The organism is Nocardioides sp. NPDC006303, assembly GCF_040613175.1.
Lineage (GTDB): Bacteria > Actinomycetota > Actinomycetes > Propionibacteriales > Nocardioidaceae > Nocardioides.
In genome coordinates, this window is the sequence record NZ_JBEXRR010000020.1 from 24,727 (window position 1) to 46,440 (window position 21,714).

The 21,714-nt window shown below is 70.6% G+C and carries 22 protein-coding genes; 16 read left to right on the plus strand and 6 right to left on the minus strand.

Going from position 1 to position 21,714, the window contains the following annotated elements; genetic code table 11:
* Nucleotides 1–44: 44 nt before the first annotated feature.
* The gene (locus ABZY89_RS16470; RefSeq protein ID WP_355228858.1) at nt 45–572 is read left to right on the plus strand and encodes a DoxX family protein; all 528 of its coding nucleotides are present in this window, start codon (nt 45–47) and stop codon (nt 570–572) included.
* Nucleotides 573–650: 78 nt separating this feature from the next.
* Complete coding sequence (locus tag ABZY89_RS16475; RefSeq protein WP_355228859.1) at nt 651–2,060, plus strand: hypothetical protein; 1,410 nt, start codon at nt 651–653, stop codon at nt 2,058–2,060.
* Here ABZY89_RS16475 and nhaA read toward each other — a convergent pair.
* Both nhaA and ABZY89_RS16485 read right to left on the minus strand, forming a co-directional pair.
* The gene (gene nhaA, locus ABZY89_RS16480; protein ID WP_355228861.1) at nt 1,993–3,876 is read right to left on the minus strand and encodes a Na+/H+ antiporter NhaA; all 1,884 of its coding nucleotides are present in this window, start codon (nt 3,874–3,876) and stop codon (nt 1,993–1,995) included. The two genes, ABZY89_RS16475 and nhaA, sit on opposite strands and share 68 nt — an antisense overlap.
* A gap of 58 nt (nt 3,877–3,934) precedes the next feature.
* A complete protein-coding gene (locus ABZY89_RS16485) occupies nt 3,935–5,323 on the minus strand; it encodes a hypothetical protein (protein ID WP_355228862.1) in 1,389 nt (462 codons plus the stop codon).
* 355 nt (nt 5,324–5,678) lie between these two features.
* Between ABZY89_RS16485 and ABZY89_RS16490 the strand changes: the two genes are divergently transcribed.
* Together ABZY89_RS16490 and ABZY89_RS16495 are read left to right on the plus strand one after the other, a co-directional pair.
* The gene (locus ABZY89_RS16490) at nt 5,679–6,392 is read left to right on the plus strand and encodes a TetR/AcrR family transcriptional regulator (RefSeq protein ID WP_355016994.1); all 714 of its coding nucleotides are present in this window, start codon (nt 5,679–5,681) and stop codon (nt 6,390–6,392) included.
* Nucleotides 6,393–6,456: 64 nt separating this feature from the next.
* Entirely contained in the window at nt 6,457–6,873 is a 417-nt protein-coding gene (locus ABZY89_RS16495) for a VOC family protein (RefSeq protein WP_355228864.1), read from the plus strand.
* Here ABZY89_RS16495 and ABZY89_RS16500 read toward each other — a convergent pair.
* From ABZY89_RS16500 to ABZY89_RS16510, 3 genes are all read right to left on the minus strand, one after another.
* The gene (locus ABZY89_RS16500) at nt 6,862–7,737 is read right to left on the minus strand and encodes an NAD(P)-binding domain-containing protein (protein ID WP_355228866.1); all 876 of its coding nucleotides are present in this window, start codon (nt 7,735–7,737) and stop codon (nt 6,862–6,864) included. The genes ABZY89_RS16495 and ABZY89_RS16500 overlap by 12 nt on opposite strands.
* Before the next feature lie 78 nt (nt 7,738–7,815).
* A complete protein-coding gene (locus ABZY89_RS16505; protein ID WP_355228868.1) occupies nt 7,816–8,634 on the minus strand; it encodes a sulfurtransferase in 819 nt (272 codons plus the stop codon).
* 24 nt (nt 8,635–8,658) lie between these two features.
* Nucleotides 8,659–9,552 (minus strand): LysR family transcriptional regulator, encoded by an 894-nt coding sequence (locus tag ABZY89_RS16510; protein ID WP_355228870.1) that lies wholly within the window; start codon nt 9,550–9,552, stop codon nt 8,659–8,661.
* Between the two features lie 94 nt (nt 9,553–9,646).
* On the opposite strand from ABZY89_RS16510, the gene ABZY89_RS16515 reads away from it, so the two are divergent.
* Entirely contained in the window at nt 9,647–10,342 is a 696-nt protein-coding gene (locus tag ABZY89_RS16515; RefSeq protein WP_355228872.1) for a type 1 glutamine amidotransferase domain-containing protein, read from the plus strand.
* Between the two features lie 15 nt (nt 10,343–10,357).
* Here ABZY89_RS16515 and ABZY89_RS16520 read toward each other — a convergent pair whose 3' ends face one another.
* The gene (locus ABZY89_RS16520) at nt 10,358–10,918 is read right to left on the minus strand and encodes a MarR family transcriptional regulator (protein WP_355228874.1); all 561 of its coding nucleotides are present in this window, start codon (nt 10,916–10,918) and stop codon (nt 10,358–10,360) included.
* 158 nt (nt 10,919–11,076) lie between these two features.
* Here ABZY89_RS16520 and ABZY89_RS16525 point away from each other — a divergent pair, with 158 nt between their 5' ends.
* The 11 genes from ABZY89_RS16525 to ABZY89_RS16575 all read left to right on the plus strand — a co-directional run bounded on the left by ABZY89_RS16525 (nt 11,077) and on the right by ABZY89_RS16575 (nt 21,712).
* Entirely contained in the window at nt 11,077–12,453 is a 1,377-nt protein-coding gene (locus ABZY89_RS16525; RefSeq protein WP_355228876.1) for an MFS transporter, read from the plus strand.
* Nucleotides 12,450–13,940 (plus strand): aldehyde dehydrogenase, encoded by a 1,491-nt coding sequence (locus tag ABZY89_RS16530; protein WP_355228878.1) that lies wholly within the window; start codon nt 12,450–12,452, stop codon nt 13,938–13,940. Before ABZY89_RS16525 ends, ABZY89_RS16530 begins: the two co-directional genes overlap by 4 nt.
* A gap of 93 nt (nt 13,941–14,033) precedes the next feature.
* Nucleotides 14,034–14,999 carry a VOC family protein gene (locus ABZY89_RS16535; protein WP_355228880.1) on the plus strand — a complete coding sequence of 322 codons (966 nt, stop codon included), beginning with the start codon at nt 14,034–14,036 and terminating at the stop codon, nt 14,997–14,999.
* On the plus strand, nt 14,996–15,790 hold the full coding sequence (locus ABZY89_RS16540; RefSeq protein ID WP_355228882.1) for an aspartate dehydrogenase domain-containing protein: 795 nt from the start codon (nt 14,996–14,998) through the stop codon (nt 15,788–15,790). The genes ABZY89_RS16535 and ABZY89_RS16540 overlap by 4 nt, the downstream gene beginning before the upstream one ends.
* Before the next feature lie 10 nt (nt 15,791–15,800).
* Nucleotides 15,801–16,613, plus strand: a complete 813-nt coding sequence (locus tag ABZY89_RS16545; protein WP_355228884.1) for an alpha/beta fold hydrolase — start codon at nt 15,801–15,803, stop codon at nt 16,611–16,613.
* Nucleotides 16,614–16,688: 75 nt separating this feature from the next.
* Entirely contained in the window at nt 16,689–17,213 is a 525-nt protein-coding gene (locus tag ABZY89_RS16550; RefSeq protein WP_091047114.1) for a cupin domain-containing protein, read from the plus strand.
* 3 nt (nt 17,214–17,216) lie between these two features.
* Nucleotides 17,217–17,957, plus strand: coding sequence for a 3-oxoacyl-ACP reductase family protein (locus ABZY89_RS16555; protein WP_355228886.1), 741 nt, complete (start codon nt 17,217–17,219; stop codon nt 17,955–17,957).
* Nucleotides 17,958–17,983: 26 nt separating this feature from the next.
* Nucleotides 17,984–18,769 carry an SDR family oxidoreductase gene (locus ABZY89_RS16560; RefSeq protein ID WP_355228888.1) on the plus strand — a complete coding sequence of 262 codons (786 nt, stop codon included), beginning with the start codon at nt 17,984–17,986 and terminating at the stop codon, nt 18,767–18,769.
* A 10-nt stretch (nt 18,770–18,779) separates the two neighbouring features.
* Nucleotides 18,780–20,477 carry a thiamine pyrophosphate-binding protein gene (locus ABZY89_RS16565; protein WP_355228890.1) on the plus strand — a complete coding sequence of 566 codons (1,698 nt, stop codon included), beginning with the start codon at nt 18,780–18,782 and terminating at the stop codon, nt 20,475–20,477.
* Complete coding sequence (locus tag ABZY89_RS16570) at nt 20,474–21,436, plus strand: PDR/VanB family oxidoreductase (protein WP_355228892.1); 963 nt, start codon at nt 20,474–20,476, stop codon at nt 21,434–21,436. The genes ABZY89_RS16565 and ABZY89_RS16570 overlap by 4 nt, the downstream gene beginning before the upstream one ends.
* Before the next feature lie 45 nt (nt 21,437–21,481).
* The gene (locus ABZY89_RS16575) at nt 21,482–21,712 is read left to right on the plus strand and encodes a recombinase-like helix-turn-helix domain-containing protein (protein ID WP_355017012.1); all 231 of its coding nucleotides are present in this window, start codon (nt 21,482–21,484) and stop codon (nt 21,710–21,712) included.
* The last annotated feature ends 2 nt before the right edge of the window (nt 21,713–21,714 follow it).

Below are 21,714 nucleotides of genomic sequence, written 5' to 3' on the forward strand. Positions count from 1 at the left end.
GGGTGGGCCACTACTCCAACCCCACAACACCGAGGACTTCTGTGATGGACCCCGTCGACCTGGCTCTGATGATTCTTCGTCTCGCCGTGGGTGGCACGATGATCGCGCACGGCGTCAACCACTGGCGCGGAGGCGGCAAGATCGCCGGCACCGCCGGCTGGTTCGAGAGCCTCGGCCTGCGCCACGGCACCCTGCAGGCGTGGGCCAGCGTGGTGACCGAGATCGGTGCCGGCGTGCTGTTGATCCTGGGTCTGATCACGCCGCTGGCAGCGGCCGGGGTCGTCGCGGTGATGCTGGTGGCCGCGCTCCTGGCGCACCGCCCCAACGGGTTCTTCATCTTCAAGGACGGCTGGGAGTACGTCATGATCCTGGCCGTCGTCGCGGTCGTGCTCGGTGTCACCGGGCCCGGGACGATCTCGCTCGACGCGGCCCTCGACATCGTCTACGACGGCTGGGTCGGCGGCGCGGTCGCGCTCGGCGCCGGCGTCCTCGGCACCGCTCTGCTCCTCGCCGCGTTCTGGCGCCCGCAGCGCCAGGACGGTGCCACGGAGGAGCCTGCGCCGGAGGCCTGAGTCCGGCGCGACCAAAGTCGCGGGCCGCACCGACAGAAGGTCGATGTGGCGCGGCCGGCAGGTTCCTAGCCTGGATTCATGCGCTGCCCATGGTTGGCCCCCGCCGGACTTCTGGTCGCGATGATCGGTTTGCTCGGGCTGGGTGTCGTCGGTCCAGCGACGGCGGACGGTGGGCTCCGGATCCCGCCGGGCGTGCCGATCCTGTTGATCGGTGCGGCGGTGACCTGGTGGTGGCGCAGCGCTCTCGGTGCCGTCCTCGGACTGGTCGCAGTCAGCGGGGTGACAGTCGCCTCGATCGGCTCCGGCCTCGGGCCGGACCTGATCGGCGACCGTGGGCTGCCGGTTGCCCTGGCGCGCTGGGTCCAGATGGCAGGGCTGGCTGCTGCGGCGTATGCCTTGGTCCGGCGGCTGGTAGCCCGACGGTCGCCGGAGGGGGCAGCCGGCGAACGACCTCGCCGCGACCGGAGCAAGGTGCTCCAGATCGCCGGCCTGCTGGTGCTGTGCGGGATCGGGGCCGAGCTGCTGGCGGCGTACTCGGACAGCACGGGCGACCCGGGAGGGATCGCCTTCGCACTGGTCTTCTTCGGCGCGCTCTACGGTGCGCCGGCGCTGCTGGGCCGGGAACTGGCTCGTCGCCTCGGCTGGGGCTGGCCCAGCCTGCTGCTGGTCTTCGCGGCACTCGGTACGGCACAGGCCGGCCTCATCGACCAGTCCCTGTTCAGCGCCGACTACGGCGGCTACGAGGGCTGGGAGGAGAACCGGGAGCCGACTCTCATCCCGGCCATCGGGCTCAGCGGCTACAACGCCTACTCGTTCATCGTCGGACACGTGATCTTCAGCTTCGCCGCGCCTGTTGCGCTGGCCGAGGCGTGGGTGCCAGCTCGGGCCCGGAAGCCGTGGCTGGGGCCGGTCGGCACCACCTTCGCCGCCGTCGCGTACGCCGTCGCCGCCGCGCTGATCGTGACGGACCCGGAGTCGCGGTCGGGGAGCCAGGGCCAGCTGCTCGGCACGGCCGCGGTGGTCGGTGCTCTGGTGCTCCTGGCCGTCATCGTCGGACGGCGCCGCCGGCTGGACCACGCCGAGGCGCGTGAGGTCTCGGTCTGGTTGGTCCTCGGTGTCGCGTTCGTCCTCGCGTTCGTTCCTGATCTGATGCCTGCGACGTGGCTGGGCGTGGTCGCCGCCGCGACCGCGACGGCGACGCTCGGGGTCCTGATCCTTCTTGCCGCCAGGACGCGAGCCTGGACCGTCCAGCACTCGGCGGCGGTCGGCGCGGCCTTCCTGCTCGAGCGGGGATTGCTGGCGTTCACCTACTTCCCCCTCATCGGCGACGTCGCGCCGGGACCGAAGTACGCGCACAACGCGGCCATGCTCGTCATCGTGCTGCTCGCGACCTGGCTGGCGCTGCGCGGCCGGGTCGCGGCTAACGCCGCGATCGGATCCCGAGCCGAGCGGTCTCCCCGGTGGCGGAGCGCTCGAGCTCGGCGATGAGGGTGCGGGCGTCGTAGCGGCCCTCGTGGCGGTGTGACCCGACGAAGAACGTCGGGGTGCCGCGGGCTCCGCTGGCATTGGCAGAGGCCATGTCCTCGCGGACGTGCTCGGCCAGGACCGGGTCCTCGAGGTCGCGGAGGAACTGTTCGACGTCGAGCCCGAGGACTCCGGCGTAGCCGGCCAGGTCATGATGCTCGAGCTCGTTCTGATGCTCGAAGAGGTGCTTGTGCATCTCCCAGAACTTGCCCTGCCTGGCGGCGGCCTCGGCGGCGACGGCGGCCAGCTCGGCGTGCGGGTGCTGGGTGAGAGGCAGGTGGCGTACGACGTAGCGGATCCGGGGCCCGAAGTAGTCCCGGACCTCGTTGGCGGTTCCGGTGGCGCGGGCGCAGAAGGGGCACTCGTAGTCGAGGTACTCGACCAGGGTGACCTCGGCGTCCTCGGCGCCGTAGATGTGGTCGCGCTCCGGGTCCACCGGGGGAGAGAGCAGCTTCGGCAGGGCCGCGTCCCGCTGCCCGAGGAAGCGCGCGGAGAGCTGGAAGATCACCCAGCCGAGCGCGGAGGCGAGCACCACGGAGAGGAGTACGCCGACGATCGCGTCGCGCTGCAGCGTCTCGGAGTCGAAGGCGAGGGTGGTGATCAGCAGCGCGACGGTGAAGCCGATCCCGGACAGCGCCGCGCCGCCGAGAACATGGCCGCCACCGACGCCCTGGGGCAGCCTTCCGAGCCGCAGCCGCGTGGCCACGAGCGCGCCGCCGCCGATGCCGAGCGTCTTGCCCAGGACGAGGCCGGCCACGACGCCCCAGGTCACCGGCGAGCTCAGCGCCTCGCCGAGCACCCCGTTGCGCAGGTCGACGCCCGCGTTGGCGAGCGCGAAGACCGGCACGATGAGATAGCTCGTCGGTACGTGCAGCGTCTCCTGGAGGCGCTCGTTGACCGAGATCGTGCGGGTCAGCTCGTCGCGGGTCTCGCGCTGCAGCGTGGGCAGCGGGGACTGCCGGAAGGCCCGGAACCGCGAGGTCGCGACCTCCATCTGGGCCCGGGTCGGCTCAGCCGCCGGCACCAGCAGACCGGCCAGCATCCCCGCGATCGAGGCATGCAGCCCGGCGCCGAGCGTGGCCACCCAGGCGATCAGGACGAGCAGTACGTAGGGTCCGGCCCGCCACACCTTCACCCGGTCGAGCACGAAGATCCCGACCAGAGCCAGCCCGGCCACGACCAGCGGGCCCACCTCGAGATTCTCGGTGTAGGCGACCCCGATCACGCTGACCGCGACGATGTCGTCGATGACGGTGAGCGTGAGCAGGAAGATGCGCAGCTGGGTCGAGACCGCCGGCCCGACCAGCGCCAGCATGCCGAGCAGGAACGCGGTGTCGGTGCCGATCACGATGCCCCACCCGCGCGCTGCCTCGCCCGAGGGGTTCAGCAGCAGGTAGATCAGTGCCGGCAGCAGCAGGCCGCCGGCGCCGGCGATCAGTGGCACCACCATGCGGCGGCGGTCGGTGAGCTCGCCGACGGCGAGCTCGCGGCGTACCTCCAGACCGACGACGAAGAAGAAGACCACCATCAGGCCGTCGTTGACCCAGTGGTGCAGGTCCATCGAGAGGCCGACGTCGCCGAACCGGACCGAGAACACCGTCTCCCACAGATGCTCGTAGCCGTGCGACCACGGCGAGTTGGCCCAGGCCAGCGCCAGCAGCGAGGCGATCACCAGCAGCGTGGCGCTCGTCGACTCCAGATGCATGAAGTGCCGCAGCCTCGTGCCGAGCTGCCCGGTCAGGTCCTCGTCACGCCGGCACCGCGTCTGCTGTTTCGCCACGGAATGATCCTAGGCCGGGTCCGAGCCGTGAACTGTCGTTGTCCGCGTGAGAGTCGCCTCAGCGCCGCACGGCGACCAGGCCGGCGAGCGTGCCCTGGAGCAGGGTGCCGTCAGGGAGGATCGTGCCGACCATCTGCAGGGTGTTGGCCAGCGGCCCGAGACCGAGGAAGGTCTCGGAGAGGATCTCGCCGTCGGCCGGGTCGATCCGGGCCAGGCGCCACGTCAGGCCGCTGCCGCGGCGGGTGACGGTGTAGAGGACGTCCTCGGCACGGGAGAGCCGGGGGACCGCGGCCGAGGGCACCTCGTTGCGCCAGACGGACACACAGGCGCCGGAGCGCTCGTCGACGTCGATGCGCTCCATGCCGCCGGCGAAGTCGGCCTTCGCCGGTACGGACTCGCCCGTGTCCTCGGTCGCCTGCGCAGGGTAGGGATAGCCGTAGGTGCTGGCGATGTAGACCGAGCTCCCCCAGGCCACGGGGGAGTTCTCGGTGCCGCTGCTCTCGTCGGTGAGGATCGGGAGTCGGCAGACCTCCCGCCCGTCGCGCGCCCGGTAGACGAGAAGGTTCTCGCGCGGGGAGGCGTTGTCGGTGATGACGACGAACTCTGCCCCCGTGCGCTTGCCGAAGAAGGTCGGCGTCGACCCGCTGCCGTGGCTGAGCTGTCCGGGCTTGCGCGCCTCCCCGCGGTCGTAGGGCTGCCGCCAGACGGTCCGCACGGCGTCGCCGTCGGCACGCAGGAGGTACGTCGCGTGGTCGGTCGTCACCGCGACCCCGCTCGGGGCGCTGGAGATGGAGTTGGCGACCTTCTCGTCGCCGGCGCCGAGGCTCGCGATGACGACGTCGCCGTCGGGGGTGACGTACCCGGCGCGGCCCTGGGCGGTCGCGAACCAGACGTTGGCGTCGTAGCCCGGTCCGACGGTGGTGGCCGCGTCGCCCTCCGGCAAGTTCAGCGGCACCTCGCGTTCCACGTCGATCGACCAGCGGAGGACGGACCGGGAGTGCGCCAGCCAGAGCAGGGAGCCGGATCCGTCCACGGTGACGAGTCGCGACTCGTTGTCGACGTAGGCATAGACACCACCGAGGAGCGAGCCGGCCGAGAGATGGCGCCGGGCGACCGGGAGCAGCGTGGTGGGGTCGAGGAGGTAGAGGCTGGGCGCCCGGTCGATGTACTCGGTGCACAGCGCCTGCACCATGCCGTCGGCACCGCTGAGGATCGTCGGGCACACCGCGGGCAGCGGCACCGGTTGTGCGGGGGAGGGGGCGGCTCCCGGTCCCTCGAACGGAGTCGTGTCGGACGCCCCGGCGTCGCCGTGCATGTTCCAGGTGCCGTCCGGGCCGGCGTACGGGTTCGGCGGCATGGCCGCGCCGGCCGCTGGGCCGACTGCCGGGCCGGCCATGAGGAAGACGACGGCCAGAAGGACGGTGGCGGGCGCGCTCCGGCAAATCATGGGGAGGATCTAAGCACGAGTAAGTCGAGCGGGTCGGTCGAAGATCATGTGGCGGTCACCACAGGCGTTACACGAATGTCCAACAGATGCGTGACCTGTCACCCACATCGTCGTTAGCCCCTCTGACGGCGGGTAACAGCCGGATGACAGCGCCGAAGCATGTGGCGCGACCCGGTGCTCAGCCGTACATGGGGGCTTACGGCGTATGCGTCCGGGTACGAACAGGCGCAAATACGCACATCGTGGACATAGCCCGATCGAACTATGTCCAATAGGCCCTAAGACTCATATTTTGTAGAGGATAAAGTCCTTTCAAGTCTTCCTTGAAAGTCTGGATGGGAGTTAGATGGGCAACATGACAACTAGGCGTTCTCGGCCCGGCCGCCCTAGGCATGTTCCCGATTCAGGTACGACCTCACCGCGTGACCAGATCCTGGATGCCGCTTCGCGGCTGTTCGTCTCCCAGGGTTTCGCGGCGACGTCTACCCGCGAGATCGCCGACATGGTCGGCATCCGCCAGGCGTCCCTCTACTACCACTTCGCGGGGAAGGACGAGATCCTCGGCGAGCTGCTCCGCCGGTCGGTGCGACCGACCACGGACAAGGTCGAGAAGATCCTCGACCGGGTGCCGCCGCTCGACTACGAGACCGCGCTCTACCTGCTGGTCCTCGTCGACGTACGCACCCTCGCCGACGTGCCGCACAACGTCGGCATGCTCTACCAGCTCCCCGACGTGGCCAAGTGCGAGGTCTACGACGAGTTCCGCAACGAGCACGCGGAGCTGGCCGGCCACTACGCACACCTGGCCGGCGAGATCGCCTCGAAGACGGTGCGCTCGACGGTCAGCCGCAAGCAGCTGGGTGACCTGCTCATCCAGCAGGTCGAGGGCGTGATCAACATGCGCACCGAGGACCCGAACCGTCGGATCCCGTGCCGCGAGGCTTGGGCGATCGCCGCCACCTGCCTGCGGATCTGCGACGTGCCGCAGGAGAAGATCGACGCCGCGGCGCCCATCGCCATCGAGCTGCTCCCGCAGTTCATCGACGAGAAGGTCGCCGAGCCCGCCTGACCCTCGCCTGTGTGACCGTCATAACCCGGTGGACTGGGGTGCGCGAGTAGGTTTCGATGTGGGCATGACCCTCTTCGTCTCGCACACCACCATCGACTGCCACGACGCGTACGCGCTCTCGGAGTGGTGGAAGGCTCTGCTCGGCTATGTCGACGTGGAAGGCGACCCGAACCTGCCCGGTCACGAGGAGTGCATGATCCTCGACCCGGAGACCGGCCACCAGTTGCTGTTCATCGAAGTGCCCGACCAGGAGCTTCCCGCCAAGCGGATCCACCTCGACCTGCGCCCGCGCACCGGTACGCGCGACGAGGAGGTCGAGCGGCTCCTCGAGCTCGGCGCGACCCAGATCGCCGACCACCGCGGGAAGTACGGCCCCGGGACCGGCTGGGTGAACTTCGCCGATCCCGAGGGCAACCAGCTCTGCGTGCTGCGCTCCGAGGCGGAGGTCGCCGCACAGGAGGCTCAGGTGTCAGGGGCGTAGCAGCTCATACATGCTGGAGAACCCCTGGTCGCCGTGGCCCTGGGCGATCCGGCGGTCCATCAGCGACTTCACCTCCCGCATCCGTACGGCCTCGACGCCGGTCGACTCCCGATGCCCGATCAGGTCGTCCATGAGGGCCGCCTGGACGTCGAGCGAGCCGAGGTCGGGGCCGTACGTCCCGCTCTTGATCGCGCCGGCCATCATCGTCAGCAGGCCGGCGTAGCCGTTCAGCGACCCGGCGAGCCGCTCGGTGAACGCCTCCAGGTCCATGCCCTCCCTCTCGACCAGGTTGAGGGTGTGCAGAAAGCCGATCAGGAACTCGTAGCCCATTGCGACCTGGGCGTTGAACTCCACGGCCGCGAACCCGCCGTCGGGCCCGTGGTAGGTGTGGGAGCCGAGCTCCTGGAGCACCGGCTCGACGGCGTCGAACGTGTCGCGATGCCCGCTGAAGGCCAGCGAGACCTTGGGCGTGCCGACGTCGGGCGGGTCTCCCATGATCTTCCCGTCGACGTACGCCGCGCCGTGCTCGGTCGCCCAGGTCTGGTTGGCGCGCGCCTGGGCCGGGGAACCGCTGGTCAGGCTGACCAGGGTGTGGCCGGCCGCTGCCTGTCCGACCGACGCCAGGACGTCCTCGACCGCGGTGTTGTCCAGCAGACTGAGGATCGTCACCGGGCTGGCCGCCACCGCCTTCGCGGCGGTGGAGGCGACGACGGCTCCCGCGTCGGCGAGCGCCTCGGCCTTGTCGGCCGTCCTGTTCCAGACCGTGGTCTGGTAGCCGCGTTCGAGGTACGTCCGGGCGACCGCAGATCCCATGTTGCCCATCCCGATCACGGTCACCGCGGGGCGGTCGTTGCGTTCCGTCATGGTCCAGCTCCATCTCTCGTGGTGGGTCACCATCGTCAAAGATGAAGTTGACTTGAGGTCAAGACCATTACTGTCGAGCTAGCTGGTCTCCACCGGGAGGTCGTGGTTGCTCCACTGGCTCCAGGAGCCGGGGAAGAGAGCGGCGTCGTAGCCGGCGATCGCCAACGCGGCGATCTGGTGGGCGGCGGTGACGCCCGAGCCGCAGTAGGCGGTCACCGGGGAGTCGGCCTCGACCCCGAGGGCGGCGAACCGGTCCCGGAGCTGCTCGACTGGTCGGAAGCGGCCGTCGGGGCCGAGGTTGTCAGCGGTCGGCGCGGAGACCGCGCCCGGGATGTGGCCGGCCTTCGGATCGACGGGCTCGACCTCGCCGCGGTAGCGCTCGGCGGCACGGGCGTCGAGCAGAAGGCCTTCGTACGCCTCGACCTGCTCGAACGGCAGCACGGGTAGGTGACCCGGGGTGAGTGTCACCGTGCCGGGCGCAGGCACGACGCCGTCGGTGGCCAGCGGGTGACCGGCGGAGGCCCAGGCGCCGAGGGCGCCGTCCAGGAGGCGTACGTCGGCGACGCCCGCCCAGCGCAGCAGCCACCAGGCGCGAGCGGCGGAGGTGTTGCCGACCGCATCGTAGGCGACCACGGTGTCACCCTCGGAGATGCCCCACCGTCGGGCGGCGTCCTGCAGGTCTGCGAGCTCGGGGAGCGGGTGGCGGCCGTCGGTGGGCTCGCCGTGACGGGCCAGTTCGGTGTCGAGGTCGACGTAGACGGCGCCGGGGATGTGGCCCTCGAGGTAGGACTCGTGTCCGGGCGGGCCGCCGAGCTGCCAGCGTACGTCGAGGAGGACCGGGGGCTGGTCGGACGCGAGCGCGGTCGCGAGCTCGTCGGCGTCGATGAGTACGTTCACGGGTGAAGTCTTTCAGGAAGGCGGTCAGGTGCTGGCCCATCCCGCGGCTTCGGCGCTCAGGTGTCGGCAGACGTGGCCGACGGCCGGTGGCGCGCTGGGGCCGGTGACGAGCCAGAGGGTGTTGAGCGGCCCGAGCCTGGGTTCGTGAAGGCGTACGACGGTGCCGTCGGCGAGGGCTCCGTCGACGAGGTAGCGAGGCAGCACGGAGGCGCCGATGCCGGCGACGACGGCGCGAAGGATGCCGCGCAGGTCGGGCAGGACTAGTGCGGTGCGGTTGGTGGGGCGCTCGTCGAACTCGGTGAGCCAGTATCGCCGGATGATCGGCAGCTCGGGGGAGTAGGCCGCGAGCGGCACGGCCGCGAGCGCGCGCACCGGGTTCTGTGCCAGCTCGACGGGATCGACCTGTGCGGCGACCGCCGGCGCCGCGACCAGGAGGAACTCCTCGTCGACCAGAGCGGCCGACCGCAGCCGCTCGTCGCCGGGGCGTACGGAGGAGACGACGAGGTCGAGGCGCTCGTCGGCCAGGTCGTCGAGAAGGTCCTGTGCGAGGCCGGTGGTCACCGAGACGTCGAGGCCGTCGCGTACGAGCGGGGCGAGGGCGGGCACGATCCGGGTGGTCATCACGTCGGTGGCGCCGCCGATCCGGATGCTCCCGGGGCCGATCGCGGGCTCGGTGCCGACGGCGCCGCGAAGCTGGTCGACCAGTGGCGTGATCCGGGTGGCGAGCGCGTCGGCCCGCCCGGTCGGCGCCAGGCCGGTGCGTGAGCGCTCGAACAGGGTCGCGCCGAGCTCGTCCTCGAGCTTGCGGATCCGCGCCGTCACCGCTGGCTGGGTGAGGTCGAGGCGACGTGCCGCGGCGCTGATCGAGCGCTCGCGGTAGGCATGCGTGAACGCTTCCCAGAGATCGAGCGAGGTCATAGAAATCATTATGACCTCGCCGGGTGGCCTGGGAGTGAAGTGGCCGAAGGTCGTCGTTACGTCATCACCGAACCGAACAAGAAGGAAGAAACTCATGACACGCGTACTGATGGTCGTCTCAGCGGCCGACACCCTCGTCCTCGCCGACGGCACCGAGCACCCGACCGGCTTCTGGGCAGAGGAGGTCGCCGCCTCCCACGAGACGCTCGCCGGAGCCGGTGTCGAGATCGACATCGCCACCCCGGGCGGCAGGGCGCCGACGGTCGACGCGCTCTCGCTCAGCGAGCAGGGCGGCGTCCAACCCGAGGACGCCGAGCGCTTCCGTGCCTACCTCGAGACCCTCGAGAAGGAGCTCGTCCACCCGCTCGACCTCGCCGACATCGACCCGGCCGCGTACGACGCCGTCTACATCCCCGGCGGCCACGCCCCGATGACGGATCTGGTCGAGGACCCCTCGCTCGCCGCGCTTCTGACCGCCACCGACTCCGCCGGCCGACCCGTCGTCGCGCTCTGCCACGGTGTCGCCGGCCTCCTCGCGGCCACCGGCGAGGGCGGCTGGCTCTTCAGTGGCCGCCGGATGACCGGCTTCACCGACACCGAGGAGCAGCAGGGCGGCTACGGCGACAGCATCCCCTTCTCGGTCGAGCAGCGGATGCGTACGGCCGGTGGCATCGTCGAGACCGGCGAGCCGTGGAGCGACACCGTGATCGTCGACGGCACCCTGATCACCGGACAGAACCCGCAGTCCAGCGTCTCGACCGCGAAGGCGCTGCTGGAGCGGCTCGCCTGAACCTACCGACCAGGGTTAGGAGGCTACTTCGCCGTCGGTGTCGAAGTCGGCCTCCACGATGGAGCGCTCGAGCTTGCTGAGCAGCCTGGCGAGCTCGTCGCGCTCCTCCCTGGTGAGGTGGTGGAGCAGTGCGTTCTCCGCGCGCAGGTGGTCCTCGATCGCGCGGTTGATCACCTCGAGGCCCTTGTCGGTGAGCTGGGAGTAGACGACGCGGCGATCCTCGGCGTCGCGCTGGCGGGTGATGAGCCCCGCCGCCTCGAGGCGGTCGAGCCGGAAGGTCACGCCTGCCGAGGAGAGCAGTGAGCCGCTCGCGAGATCGCGGCCGGCCTTGCGGTAGGGCGCGCCTGCGCGCCGGAGCGCGGCAAGGACGTCGAACGAAGCCGAGTTGAGGTCGTGTCGGCCGAAGACCTGGGTCAGGACCGACTGGTAGCGCAGGTAGATCCGGTGCACTCTCCCGAACAGCGCAATGGGAGAGGGGTCGAGGTCAGGGCGCTCGTGTGTCCACTGGGAGACGATCGCGTCGACCGCGTCATCACCGCTCGAGGGCTGGTTGACGCCGGATCCGGTGTGACTCATGGTCGCAGTGTACGAGCCGACTCGGGTTCCGCGAGACAGGAAGTTAACACAGAGGGGGTTGACGGCAGATCGTGACGCACCGCACACTCTTAGGACTTAACGACTAAGCACTTAGCAATTACGCCTGTCGAGTGCTGCGAACCGAAAGTTCCCCTCACATGGTCAACATCACCCCGGTGCCGCCGGCTGTCACGGCGGAGCAGATCAGTGCCAGGCTCGAGCGCCTTCCGCTCTCGCGCTGGCACGTCAAGACCCGCGTGCTCGTCGGCGTGGCCACCTTCTTCGACGGTTTCGACCAGCTGATGATCGCCTATGCGCTGCCGGTGCTCATCCCGTTCTTCGGTCTCAACCCAGGGATGATCGCCTGGACGATCGCCATCGGCGGCATCGGGATGCTGCTCGGCGCGCTGGCCGGTGGCTGGATGGCCGACCGGGTCGGCCGAGTGCCGGTCCTCATCGGGTCGCTGGTGCTGTACGCCGTCATGAGCCTGCTCATGGCGGGCACGTCCACGCTGTGGATCTTCCTGGTGCTCCGGTTCGTCCAGGGCTTCGGACTCGGTGCGGAGGTACCGGTCGCGGCGACGTACATCGGTGAGATCACGCGCGCTCACCGCCGTGGTCGATTCGTACTGATCTACGAGCTGATCTTCCCGGCCGGCCTGGTCGCCTCGGCGCTGGTGGCGGCCTGGGTCGTTCCTGCCTTCGGATGGCGCTGGCTCTTCGCGCTCGGCGCCATCCCGCTGATCCTGGTGCCGTTCATGCGTCGCGTCCCGGAGTCGCCCCGCTGGCTCGCCGCCCGAGGCCGCTTGGAGGAAGCCGACCAGGCGACGCGCCGGATCGAGGCTGAGGTCGCCGCACAGAAGGGTGAGCTGCCCGCCCCTGTGACCAGCGCGGCGCCGGCAGTCCAGCAGGGCCGGGCCCGCCTCTCGGAGCTGTTCAAGGGCGTCTACCTGCGGCGCACGCTGATGCTGGCGACGGCCTGGCTCACGGCGTACTTCGTCAACTACGGCATCGCCGCCTGGCTGCCCACCATCTACGGCCAGGTCTTCCATCTCGACGTCGACACCGCACTGCGCTACAGCGTTGCCACCAGCGTCGCCGGCATCCTCGGCTGCGTCGTCATCGCGCTGACCATCGACATCGTCGGGCGCCGGGTGGCGATCACGGTCGCGATGCTGGGCAGCGCGGCAACCCTGTTCGTGCTCGCCTCGACCGGAGCGACCAGCGCCAGCACGGTCCTGTTCTGGTCGGCGGCCTCGGCGATGTGCATCTTCGCGGTCAACCTCGCACTGTACGTCTACACCGCCGAGCTCTACCCGACCCGGATGCGGGCGCTGGGCGTCAGTGTCGGTGGGGCGTTCGGTAGGCTCGGCATCATCGTCGGCCCGCTGGTCGTCGGCGGCCTGATCGGCCGCGGGTTCTCGATCGCCGACGTGTTCATCGTGATGGGTGCGGTCGCTGTCGTCGGGGCGCTCACCACTGTCGTGTTCGCGGTCGAGACCCGGGAGCGTACGTTGGAGGAGATCTCCCAGTGAGCGCCCTGGACCTGACGGACGCGGTCGTCCCGGCCGACGAGATCCTGGTCGCGGGGGAGTGGCGTCGCGGCGGCGGATCCGGGTCGGAGAGCATCGACCCCGCCGACGGCAGCGTGATCACGACGGTGCACCACGCCTCGGAGGCCGACGTCGACGAGGCGGTCACCCGCGGAGCGGTGGCTGCCGCCGCGTGGGGCAGGCGACTCCCGCACGAGCGGGCGCGCCACCTGCACCGGATCGCCGACAGGATCGAGGGCTCGGCCGAGCGTCTCGCCCGGCTGCAGACGCGTGACACCGGCAAGACGCTGACCGAGACCTCCGCCCTCGTGGCGAGCGCGGCCGGAACCTTCCGATACATGGCCGCCGCGTTGGAGACCTTCGACGAGGAGCTGACCACGCAGCGAGGCCCTTCGCTCACGATGAGCGTGCACGAGCCGATCGGAGTCATCGGCGCCATCACTCCCTGGAACTCGCCGATCGCCAGCGACGCCCAGAAGATCGCGCCCGCCCTCGCGGCCGGCAACGCCGTCGTGCTCAAGCCGGCCGAGTGGACGCCACTGGTCTCGCTCGCCCTGGGTCGCATCATCACCGACTCCGGGCTCCCGCCCGGCCTGGTCTCGGTGCTGCCCGGCAGGGGATCGGTCGTCGGTGACGCCGTCGTGCGCCATCCCGGCATCGGCAAGGTGTCCTTCACCGGAGGCACTACGACGGGTCGCGTCATCGCCCATGCCGCGGCTGACAAGCTGATGCCGGTGACGCTCGAGCTGGGCGGCAAGTCCCCGACCATCGTCTTCGAGGACGCCGACGTCGAGGCCGCGATCGCCGGGATCCTGTTCGGCATCTACTCCAGCTCCGGGCAGAGCTGCATCGCCGGATCGCGGCTGTTCCTGCCCTCCGCCCGTGCCGAGGAGTTCCTGGAACGCCTGGTCAAGGCCGTCGCGCGCCTGCGCATCGGCCATGGGCTCGACCCGCTGACCCAGGTGGCGCCGCTGGTCCATCACCGGCATCGCGACAGCGTGGCGGGCCACGTCGCCCGTGCCCGTGCGGCCGGCGGGGAGGTGCTGGTCGGTGGTGAGGTGCCCGAAGGGGACGGCTACGCCGCCGGTGCGTACTACCGGCCGACCGTCATCGCCGGCCTGGACAACTCCTCGCCGACCTGCCAGGAGGAGATCTTCGGGCCGGTCCTCTCGGTGCTCACCTATGACGACGAGGACGACCTGGTCGCCCGCGCGAACGACTCCGTATACGGGCTGGCGTGCGGCTTGTGGACCAGTGACTACCGGACGGCCTGGCGGGTGGCCCGTCGGATCGACGCCGGCACGGTGTGGATCAACACCTACAAGCAGTTCAGCATCTCCACCCCGTTCAGCGGGATGAAGGAGAGCGGCCTCGGCACCGAGAAGGGCCGTCGCGGCATCGCGGAGTACACGCGCCAGAAGAGCCTCTACTGGGGACTCGACGAGGCGCCGCACCCCTGGGTCGGCTGACCGGGCTCCGAGCGGTGATCTGGGCCACTGTTTTTCCTTGACACGAAAAAGCCTAAGCGCTTAAATACTAATCACTAAGAGAAAGGAGTCGGGATGTCGATCGCCACATTGCACTCACTGCGCAGCGTCCAGCTGCAGGTGCCGACGCTCACCGAGTCGACGGACTTCTACTCCGAGGTCTGGGGCCTGTCGGTCGTCGAGCAGGACCACGACGACACCTGGCTGCGGGGCACGGGGGAGAACCACCACGTCCTGCAGCTGACCCGTGCGGCGCGGAACGGTCTCGGCGCCATCTCGTTCGCGGTGCGTACGCCGGCCGAGGTCGATGAGGCCGCTCGCCGGCTCGCGCTTCGGGGGATCCCGATGCTCTCCGAGCCGGGCGCGCTCGATCAGGCGGGCGGCGGCTACGGCATCCGCTTCGCCGACCCGGAGGGCAGGGTGATCGAGCTCGTCGCCGACGTCCACGCGGTGAAGCCGCTCGACCGGGACCGTCCCGTCCCGATCGGGGTGACGCACGTCGTGCTCAACACGGTCGACATCGACCGAGCGGTGGCGTTCTACACCGACGTCCTCGGGATGCGCGTCTCCGACTGGTCCGAGCACCAGATGGCGTTCCTGCGCTGCAACACCGATCACCACAGCATCGCGTTCAACCAGGCCGCCTGGACCTCGGTCAACCACGTCGCCTACGAGATGCCGAGCATGGACCACTTCATGCGGGGTATCGGCTCGCTCAAGCAGCAGGGCGTCACCCCGCTGTGGGGCCCTGGCCGCCACGGCCCCGGCAACAACACCTTCTCCTACTTCGCCGACCCGGCCGGGCTCGTGTGCGAATACACCTCTGACGTCGCCCAGGTCGTCGAGGACCAGTGGCTGTGCAAGGTGTGGCGCCGGGTGCCCGAGCTGTCCGACCTGTGGGGGACCGCAGGCCCTCCGTCGAAGGACGTACGCCGCCACATGGCCGGCATCGAGGACGCGGGCGTGTTCGCCGACCGTCCCGAGCTCGCCGCTTCGTACGTGTCGCCGCAAGCCCGCGATCTGGTGGAGGCGGCCCGATGACGAAGGTCAGCATCATCGGCGCCGGCGCCATCGGCCGCCCTGTGATCGAGGCCCTGGTGGCCGGAGCGGTCGAGGATGTCGAGGTGGTGGGAGTCGTCAACGACACCCCCGTCGGCGAGTGTCCGGTGCCGCAGATCAGGCTCGCCAAGGCGATCGAGACCAGCGACGTGATCGTCGAGTGCGCCGGTCAGGCGGTGGTCTCCCGGCACGGAGCCGAGATCCTCGAGGCCGGGCGCGACCTGCTCATCACCTCGGCAGGAGCTCTGGCCGACCAGGAGCTGGTCGCCACGCTCAGCGCGACCGGCCCGGGGCGGATGTTCATCACCTCCGGCGCCATCGGCGGCATCGACCTGCTGGTCAGCGCTGCCAGCCACGGTGCCGTGCACCGCGCGTCGGTGACCACCACCAAGCTGCCCTCGACCCTGCTGCAGCCGTGGATGGACGACGAGACCCAGGAGAGGGTCCGTGCCACCACCGAGCCGACCACCATCTTCGAGGGATCCGCCGCGGAGGCCGCGCGCTACTTCCCGCGCTCGCTCAATGTCGCTGCCACCGTCGGGCTCGCCGTCGGCGACCTGGAGCTGGTCGAGGTCCGCCTCGTCGCCGACCCGGGTGCCGAGCTGACCAGCCACGTCATCGAGGCCGACGCGGACGCGGGCAGCTACCGGTTCGAGATCCGCAACCATCCCTCGGCCGCCAACCCGCGTACCAGTGGCGTCGTCTCGCGCGCCGTGGTCCGGTCCCTGTCCATGCTCGTCGGCCGCCCGGTCGGCGCGGTCAGCATCATCTGAGGCCGCTGTCATGACGAGCACGACCACCACCACGCTCCGTGCCACCCGGGTCCACGTCGAGGACACCGGCAACGGTCCGACCCTGCTGTGCCTGCACGGCATCGGATCCAGCTCGGCCTCGTTCGCGCCCCAGGTCGCGGCGCTCGCCGGCGAGCTCCGGCTGCTGGCTTGGGACGCACCCGGCTACGCCCGCTCCGCCGACCCCGAGGCCGATCTCGACCTCGACGGCTTCGCCGACGCGGCGGCCGCCGTCATCGAGGAGTACGCCGCACACGGCCCTGTCCACGTCCTGGGCGTCTCCTGGGGCGGTGTCATCGCGGTCCGGTTGGCCTCACGCCACCCCGGGCTGGTCCGCAGCCTCGTGCTGGCCGACGCGAGCCGCGGATCCGGCACCGCTCCGGAGAAGGCAGTGGCCATGCGTGGCCGGGCTGCCGAGCTCGGCAGCGCGGGCAGCGCCGACTTCGCCGCGCAGCGCGGCCCCCGGCTCGTCAGTTCCGAGGCCCCCGACGAGCTCGTCGACCGGGTCGTCGCCACGATGCGGGACGCGATCCGGCTCCCGGGCTACGGCCTGGCGGCCGAGTCGATGGCCGCCACCGACCTCACCGCCGAGCTCGCCGCCATCGACACCCCGACGCTCGTGCTCTGCGGCGACCAGGACCAGGTCACCGGAATCACCGAGTCGCAGGCGCTCGCCGGCGGCATCCCCGACGCGGTTCTCGTGACGCTGCGCGGTGCCGGCCACCTGGCCAACCAGGAGACGCCCGAGGCTTTCAACGCCTGGCTCTCCTCCTTCGTCGGGATCGTCGAGCGCCTCTACGGCTGATCCCGACACCCGAAACCCGAGAACGAACACCAAGAACGAACACCGAGAACGAACACAGCAAGAAAGGAACGACCCATGTCGATCACCCAGCAGCCCCTCACGTACGAGACGGCCGAGAGCCTGGAGGAGTTCACCGACTCCATCATCCTGACCCGCGCCTCGCGCCACGAGGACTGGGACACCCTCGGCTTCCAGGCCAAGGCCGGCGACCAGTTCAAGCGCGCCCAGGTCCGCTATGTCGGCTCCGGCGCGACCGGCAACCACGAGAACGACAACCGCACCATCAAGTCCCAGGGCTTCACCTTCTCCAACATGCTGCTGCCCCCGGGCGGCGAGGGCCCCGAGCACACCCACCACGATGCCGAGGAAGCCTTCTTCGTGCTCGAGGGCGAGGTCGAGGTCGGCGTGCACCGTGACGGCCAGGTCGTCAAGCGCACCCTCGGCTACCGCGACATGATCGTGGTGCCGGCCGGCGTGCCGCGCAGCCTGAAGAACAACGGCGACACCGACGCGCTCTTCTGCGTGATCATCGGTGCCCAGAAGCCGCAGGTCCCGACGTACCCGGAGACCTCCGCGATGCACGGCGTCACCCGGGACTGACCCATGAGTCTCGACGGTGCACCGGTTCTGGTCACGGGCGCGGGTCGCGGCCTCGGGCTGGCGATCTCGCGGCGCCTGGCCCAGGCCGGTGCCCGGGTCTGGCTCGCCGACATCCGCGAGGACTGGCTGGAGGCGGCCGGAGCCGCGCTCCGCGCGGAGGGGTACGCAGCCGCGACCGTTCCGGTCGACGTCACCGACCACGCGTCGGTGCGGGCGATGGTGAAAGAGACCGGGCCGGTCTACGGCCTGGTCAACAACGCCGCCCGCGCCGACGGGGTCGGGGGCAAGCCGGTCCACGAGATCGACCCCGCGGAGTGGGACTCGCTGATGGCGGTCAACCTGCGTGGTCCGTGGCTGGTCAGCCGCGAGGTCGTCCCGGGGATGATCGAGGCCGGCGGTGGCCGGGTCCTCAACATCGGCTCGGACTCGGCTCTCTACGGCTCGGCGAACCTCGCCCACTACATCGCCTCCAAGGGCGGTCTCGCGGCGCTGACCCGGGCGATGGCGCGTGACCTCGGTCCGCACGGGATCACCGTCAACACCCTGGCCGCCGGCCTGACCACCACCGAGGCAGCTCAGCAGATCCCCGAGCACCGCCACCAGCTCTACCGCGACAACCGGGCGCTGACCCGGGACCAGGAGCCCTCCGACGTCGTCGGGGCCGCGGCCTTCCTGCTCGGCCCCGAGGCCGCGTACATCACCGGCCAGCAGCTCGTCGTCGACGGCGGCTTCGTCTTCCACTGACGGTTTCACTGACAGGACCAGGACCCATGGATCTCCACCTCGCCGATCGCACCGTGCTCGTCACGGGAGGCAGCTCCGGCGTCGGTCTCGCGACCGTCGCCACCCTCCTCGAGGAGGGCGCCAACATCATCACCTGCGCCCGCCGTCTCGACGTGCTCGAGAAGGCGCTCGCCGATCTCGGCGCGCCCGCCGACCGGGTGCTCGCGACGAGCTGCGACGTACGCGACGCCGACCAGGTGAACGCGCTGGTCGAGGCGGGCGTGGCCCGGTTCGGCGGGATCGACGGGCTGGTCAACAACGCGGGCCAGTCCCGGATGCTCGGTCTCGACAGGGCGACCGTCGAGGACTTCCGCGACGAGCTCGACCTGAAGTTCGGCGGTGTCCTCAACGTCACCGGAGCCGCGCTTCCGCACCTGCGCGCCTCCGACGCCGCCGCGATCGTGACGATCAACGCGGTGCTCGCCCGCCAGCCCGAGCCGCGCCTGGTCACCACGTCCGCCGCCCGCGCCGGCCTTCTCAACCTGACCAAGTCGATGGCCTCCGAGTACGCCCCCGAGGTCCGGGTCAACAGCGTCTGCCTCGGGCTGATCGACACCGGCCAGTGGCGCCGGCGCTTCGAGGCGGACGAGCAGGCAGCGTCGTACGAGGCCTTCGAGCGTGAGCTCGCCGAAGACCGTGGCATCTCGCTCGGCCGGTTCGGCCGGGCCGAGGAGGTCGCCTCGATGGTCGTGACCCTGCTGTCCCCGCGAGCGTCCTATGTAACGGGCGCGGCGCTCGACGTGTGTGGCGGCGTTGCCCGCTACGTGGCCTGAGGAGCCTGTGATGACCAACCTGACCACTGCCCCCGCAGCCGACGTGGTGACGTACGCCGACGGTGGCGCCCTGCTCGTCTCGGTGCTCCGTGAGGTGGGCGTCGACACCGTCTTCGGCGTCATCTCCGTGCACAACCTGCCGCTCGTCGAGGCGGTCTCGCGCGAGCTGCGGTTCGTGCCGGTCCGCCACGAGGCGAGCGCAGTCAACGCGGCCGACGGCTACGCCCGGGCGACCGGCGGCCTCGGCTGTGCCCTGACCAGCACCGGCACCGGCGCGGGCAACGCGGCCGGCTCGCTGATCGAGTCGCTGAGCTCGGCCACCTCCGTGCTGCACGTGACCGGGCAGGTCGAGTCGGCGTACCTCGGCTCCGGGCGCGGCTTCATCCACGAGACCAAGGACCAGCTCGGCATGCTCCGGGCGGTCTCGCTCGACGCCGTCTCGATGCCGTCGCTCGACGACTCCGCCGGCATCCTGCGTGCCGCGGCCGACCGGGCGCTCGGTGGGCCCGGCCGGGCCGGTGGTCCGGTCAGCGTCGAGTGGCCCATCGACCTGCAGTACCTGCCGCAGCGAGAGGTCATCGCTCCCGACGGCTCGACCCCGGCCGCGTCGTCGGTGCCCGCCGGACTCGACGCGCTGACGGAGCTCGTCGTCGCCGCCGAGCGGCCGATCATCTGGGCCGGCGGCGGGGTGGCCGAGGCCGGGGCGGCGCTCACCGAGCTCATCGACACCTGGGGCGCGGGACTGCTGACGTCCAACTCAGGCCGCGGCGCGGTCCCCGAGGACCACCCCCTGGTGGTCGGCAACTACGGCGCCACTCCTGGCGGCGGCGAGCTGCTCGCCGAGGCCGACCTGCTGCTCAGCATCGGCACCCACTTCCGCTCCAACGAGACCCGCGACTACGACCTCGTCCTGCCTGCGGTGCACGTCCAGGTCGATCTCGACCCGGCCGCGCTCGGGCGGGTCTTCCCGATCGCGGCCGGGGCGGCTGCCGACGCCCGCGACGTACTGCCCGCCCTCACCGCTGCCGTACGCGAGCGCGGTGACGTCGCCCAGGAGTGGCGGGACCGGGTGACCCGGGCACGCGAGGACGTACGCGCCACCCAACGCGAGGGGCTCGGCGACCACGCCGTGCTCGCCGACGCCCTGCGCTCCGCGCTTCCGCGCCGGTCGGTGCTCGCTCGCGACGTCACCATCGCGTCGTCGTCCTGGGGCAACCGGCTCTTCGAGATCTACGATCCCCGCGACAACGTCTTCCCGCGCGGCGGCGGCATCGGCCAGGGCCTCGGCATGGGGCTCGGTGCCGCGATGGGCCGCCCCGACGAGCCCACCGTGGTCATCGCCGGTGACGGCGGCCTGGCCGTACATCTCGGTGAGCTGCTCACGCTCGCCCAGGAACGTCCGTGGCTGGTGCTGCTGGTCTTCAACGACGGCGGGTACGGCGTGCTCCGCAACATGCAGGAGGCCCGCGGCGTCGACCGCGCCGGCGTCGACCTGACGACCCCCGACTTCGCGGGTCTCGCCGGCGCGCTCGGGCTGCCCTACCAGCGGATCGGCAACGCCGCCGAGGCCGCGACCGAGCTCGGGCGGGCCGTCGCCCGACGCGGACCGGTGCTCGTCGAGGTCGACCTGGAGTCCTTCGGCCCGATGCCGCGGCCGTTCACACCACCGGTCAAGGTTCCCGACCCGACCACGAGGAGGTCGTCATGAGTGTCGCCACCGAGGAGCAGGAGCTGGAGCTCCTGGTCAAGCAGATGACCCTGGAGGCCGACGGCGTACTGTCGCTGCGGCTCGTCCACCCCGGCGGCGACCCGCTGCCGGAGTGGAGCCCGGGAGCCCACGTCGACCTGACCCTCAAGGGGTCCCTGGTGCGGCAGTACTCGCTGTGCGGCGATCCGGCCGACCGGAGCAGCTATCGGGTTGCGGTGCTGCGTGAGCAGGCCGCCCTCGGCGGTTCGGAGTACGTCCACGAGGGGCTGCGCCCCGGACACCGGCTGCGCGTGGTCGGTCCCCGCAACAACTTCGACTTCCTCCCCGCCAAGAAGTACGTCTTCGTCGCCGGCGGCATCGGGATCACCCCGCTGCTCGCGATGCTCACCGAGGCCGAGCGGCAGGGCACCGACTGGGAGCTGTGGTACGGCGGCCGCCGCGGCGACTCGATGGCGTTCCTCGACGAGCTGGCTGCGTACGGCGACCGGGTGAAGGTCATTCCGGAGGAGACCCAGGGCCGGCTCGACCTGGCCACCGCGCTGCCGGTGCCTGACCCCGGCACGCTGGTCTACTGCTGCGGTCCCGAGGGGCTGCTCGCCGCCGTCGAGGAGCACGCCACTGGATGGCCCGAGGGGACGCTCCAGGTCGAGCGCTTCAAGGCCAAGCAGATCGAGGTCGACCCCGACGGCGAGCAGCCGATCTCCGTGGACTGCCGCCGCTCGGGCCGGGTCGTCCAGGTGCCTGCCGACGTACCGGTCATCGACGCGCTCGAGGGAGCCGGGATCACGGTCTCGAGCTCCTGCCGCGACGGCATCTGCGGCACCTGTGAGACCAAGGTGCTGGCCGGCACCCCCGACCATCGCGACTCCCTGCTCAGCGACAGCGAGCAGGCGGCCGGAACCACCATGATGATCTGCGTCTCCCGGGCGCGGACCCCAGAGCTGGCGCTCGACATCTGACGAGCCACATCGACTGCGTTGACTGCACAGAGGGAGAACAGAGAAATGGGCTATCTACAGCCGGTCCAGGCGGCGGTCGCCGAGACGACCCCGTGGGAGACCAAGCTCGCCGGTGCCATCGAAGAGGTCTTCGGGGGCGGGCGGCACGACCTGCCGGGTCTCGTCGACGGGCTCAACGAGCTCGGCATCCCGGCTCCCGGTGGTGGTCAGTGGACCCCCGAGGGATTCACCACAGCGATCGCCGAGCTCGCCGCGGCGGGGAAGCAGGAGGACTGAGT

Coding starts and splice junctions, on each gene's coding strand:
- ABZY89_RS16470 (WP_355228858.1), top strand. CDS start 45: ATGGACCCCGTCGACCTGGCTCTGATGATTCTTCGTCTCGCCGTGGGT.
- ABZY89_RS16475 (WP_355228859.1), top strand. CDS start 651: ATGCGCTGCCCATGGTTGGCCCCCGCCGGACTTCTGGTCGCGATGATC.
- ABZY89_RS16485 (WP_355228862.1), bottom strand. CDS start 5,323: ATGATTTGCCGGAGCGCGCCCGCCACCGTCCTTCTGGCCGTCGTCTTC.
- ABZY89_RS16490 (WP_355016994.1), top strand. CDS start 5,679: ATGACAACTAGGCGTTCTCGGCCCGGCCGCCCTAGGCATGTTCCCGAT.
- ABZY89_RS16495 (WP_355228864.1), top strand. CDS start 6,457: ATGACCCTCTTCGTCTCGCACACCACCATCGACTGCCACGACGCGTAC.
- ABZY89_RS16500 (WP_355228866.1), bottom strand. CDS start 7,737: ATGACGGAACGCAACGACCGCCCCGCGGTGACCGTGATCGGGATGGGC.
- ABZY89_RS16510 (WP_355228870.1), bottom strand. CDS start 9,552: ATGACCTCGCTCGATCTCTGGGAAGCGTTCACGCATGCCTACCGCGAG.
- ABZY89_RS16515 (WP_355228872.1), top strand. CDS start 9,647: ATGACACGCGTACTGATGGTCGTCTCAGCGGCCGACACCCTCGTCCTC.
- ABZY89_RS16520 (WP_355228874.1), bottom strand. CDS start 10,918: ATGAGTCACACCGGATCCGGCGTCAACCAGCCCTCGAGCGGTGATGAC.
- ABZY89_RS16525 (WP_355228876.1), top strand. CDS start 11,077: ATGGTCAACATCACCCCGGTGCCGCCGGCTGTCACGGCGGAGCAGATC.
- ABZY89_RS16535 (WP_355228880.1), top strand. CDS start 14,034: ATGTCGATCGCCACATTGCACTCACTGCGCAGCGTCCAGCTGCAGGTG.
- ABZY89_RS16540 (WP_355228882.1), top strand. CDS start 14,996: ATGACGAAGGTCAGCATCATCGGCGCCGGCGCCATCGGCCGCCCTGTG.
- ABZY89_RS16545 (WP_355228884.1), top strand. CDS start 15,801: ATGACGAGCACGACCACCACCACGCTCCGTGCCACCCGGGTCCACGTC.
- ABZY89_RS16550 (WP_091047114.1), top strand. CDS start 16,689: ATGTCGATCACCCAGCAGCCCCTCACGTACGAGACGGCCGAGAGCCTG.
- ABZY89_RS16555 (WP_355228886.1), top strand. CDS start 17,217: ATGAGTCTCGACGGTGCACCGGTTCTGGTCACGGGCGCGGGTCGCGGC.
- ABZY89_RS16560 (WP_355228888.1), top strand. CDS start 17,984: ATGGATCTCCACCTCGCCGATCGCACCGTGCTCGTCACGGGAGGCAGC.
- ABZY89_RS16565 (WP_355228890.1), top strand. CDS start 18,780: ATGACCAACCTGACCACTGCCCCCGCAGCCGACGTGGTGACGTACGCC.
- ABZY89_RS16570 (WP_355228892.1), top strand. CDS start 20,474: ATGAGTGTCGCCACCGAGGAGCAGGAGCTGGAGCTCCTGGTCAAGCAG.
- ABZY89_RS16575 (WP_355017012.1), top strand. CDS start 21,482: ATGGGCTATCTACAGCCGGTCCAGGCGGCGGTCGCCGAGACGACCCCG.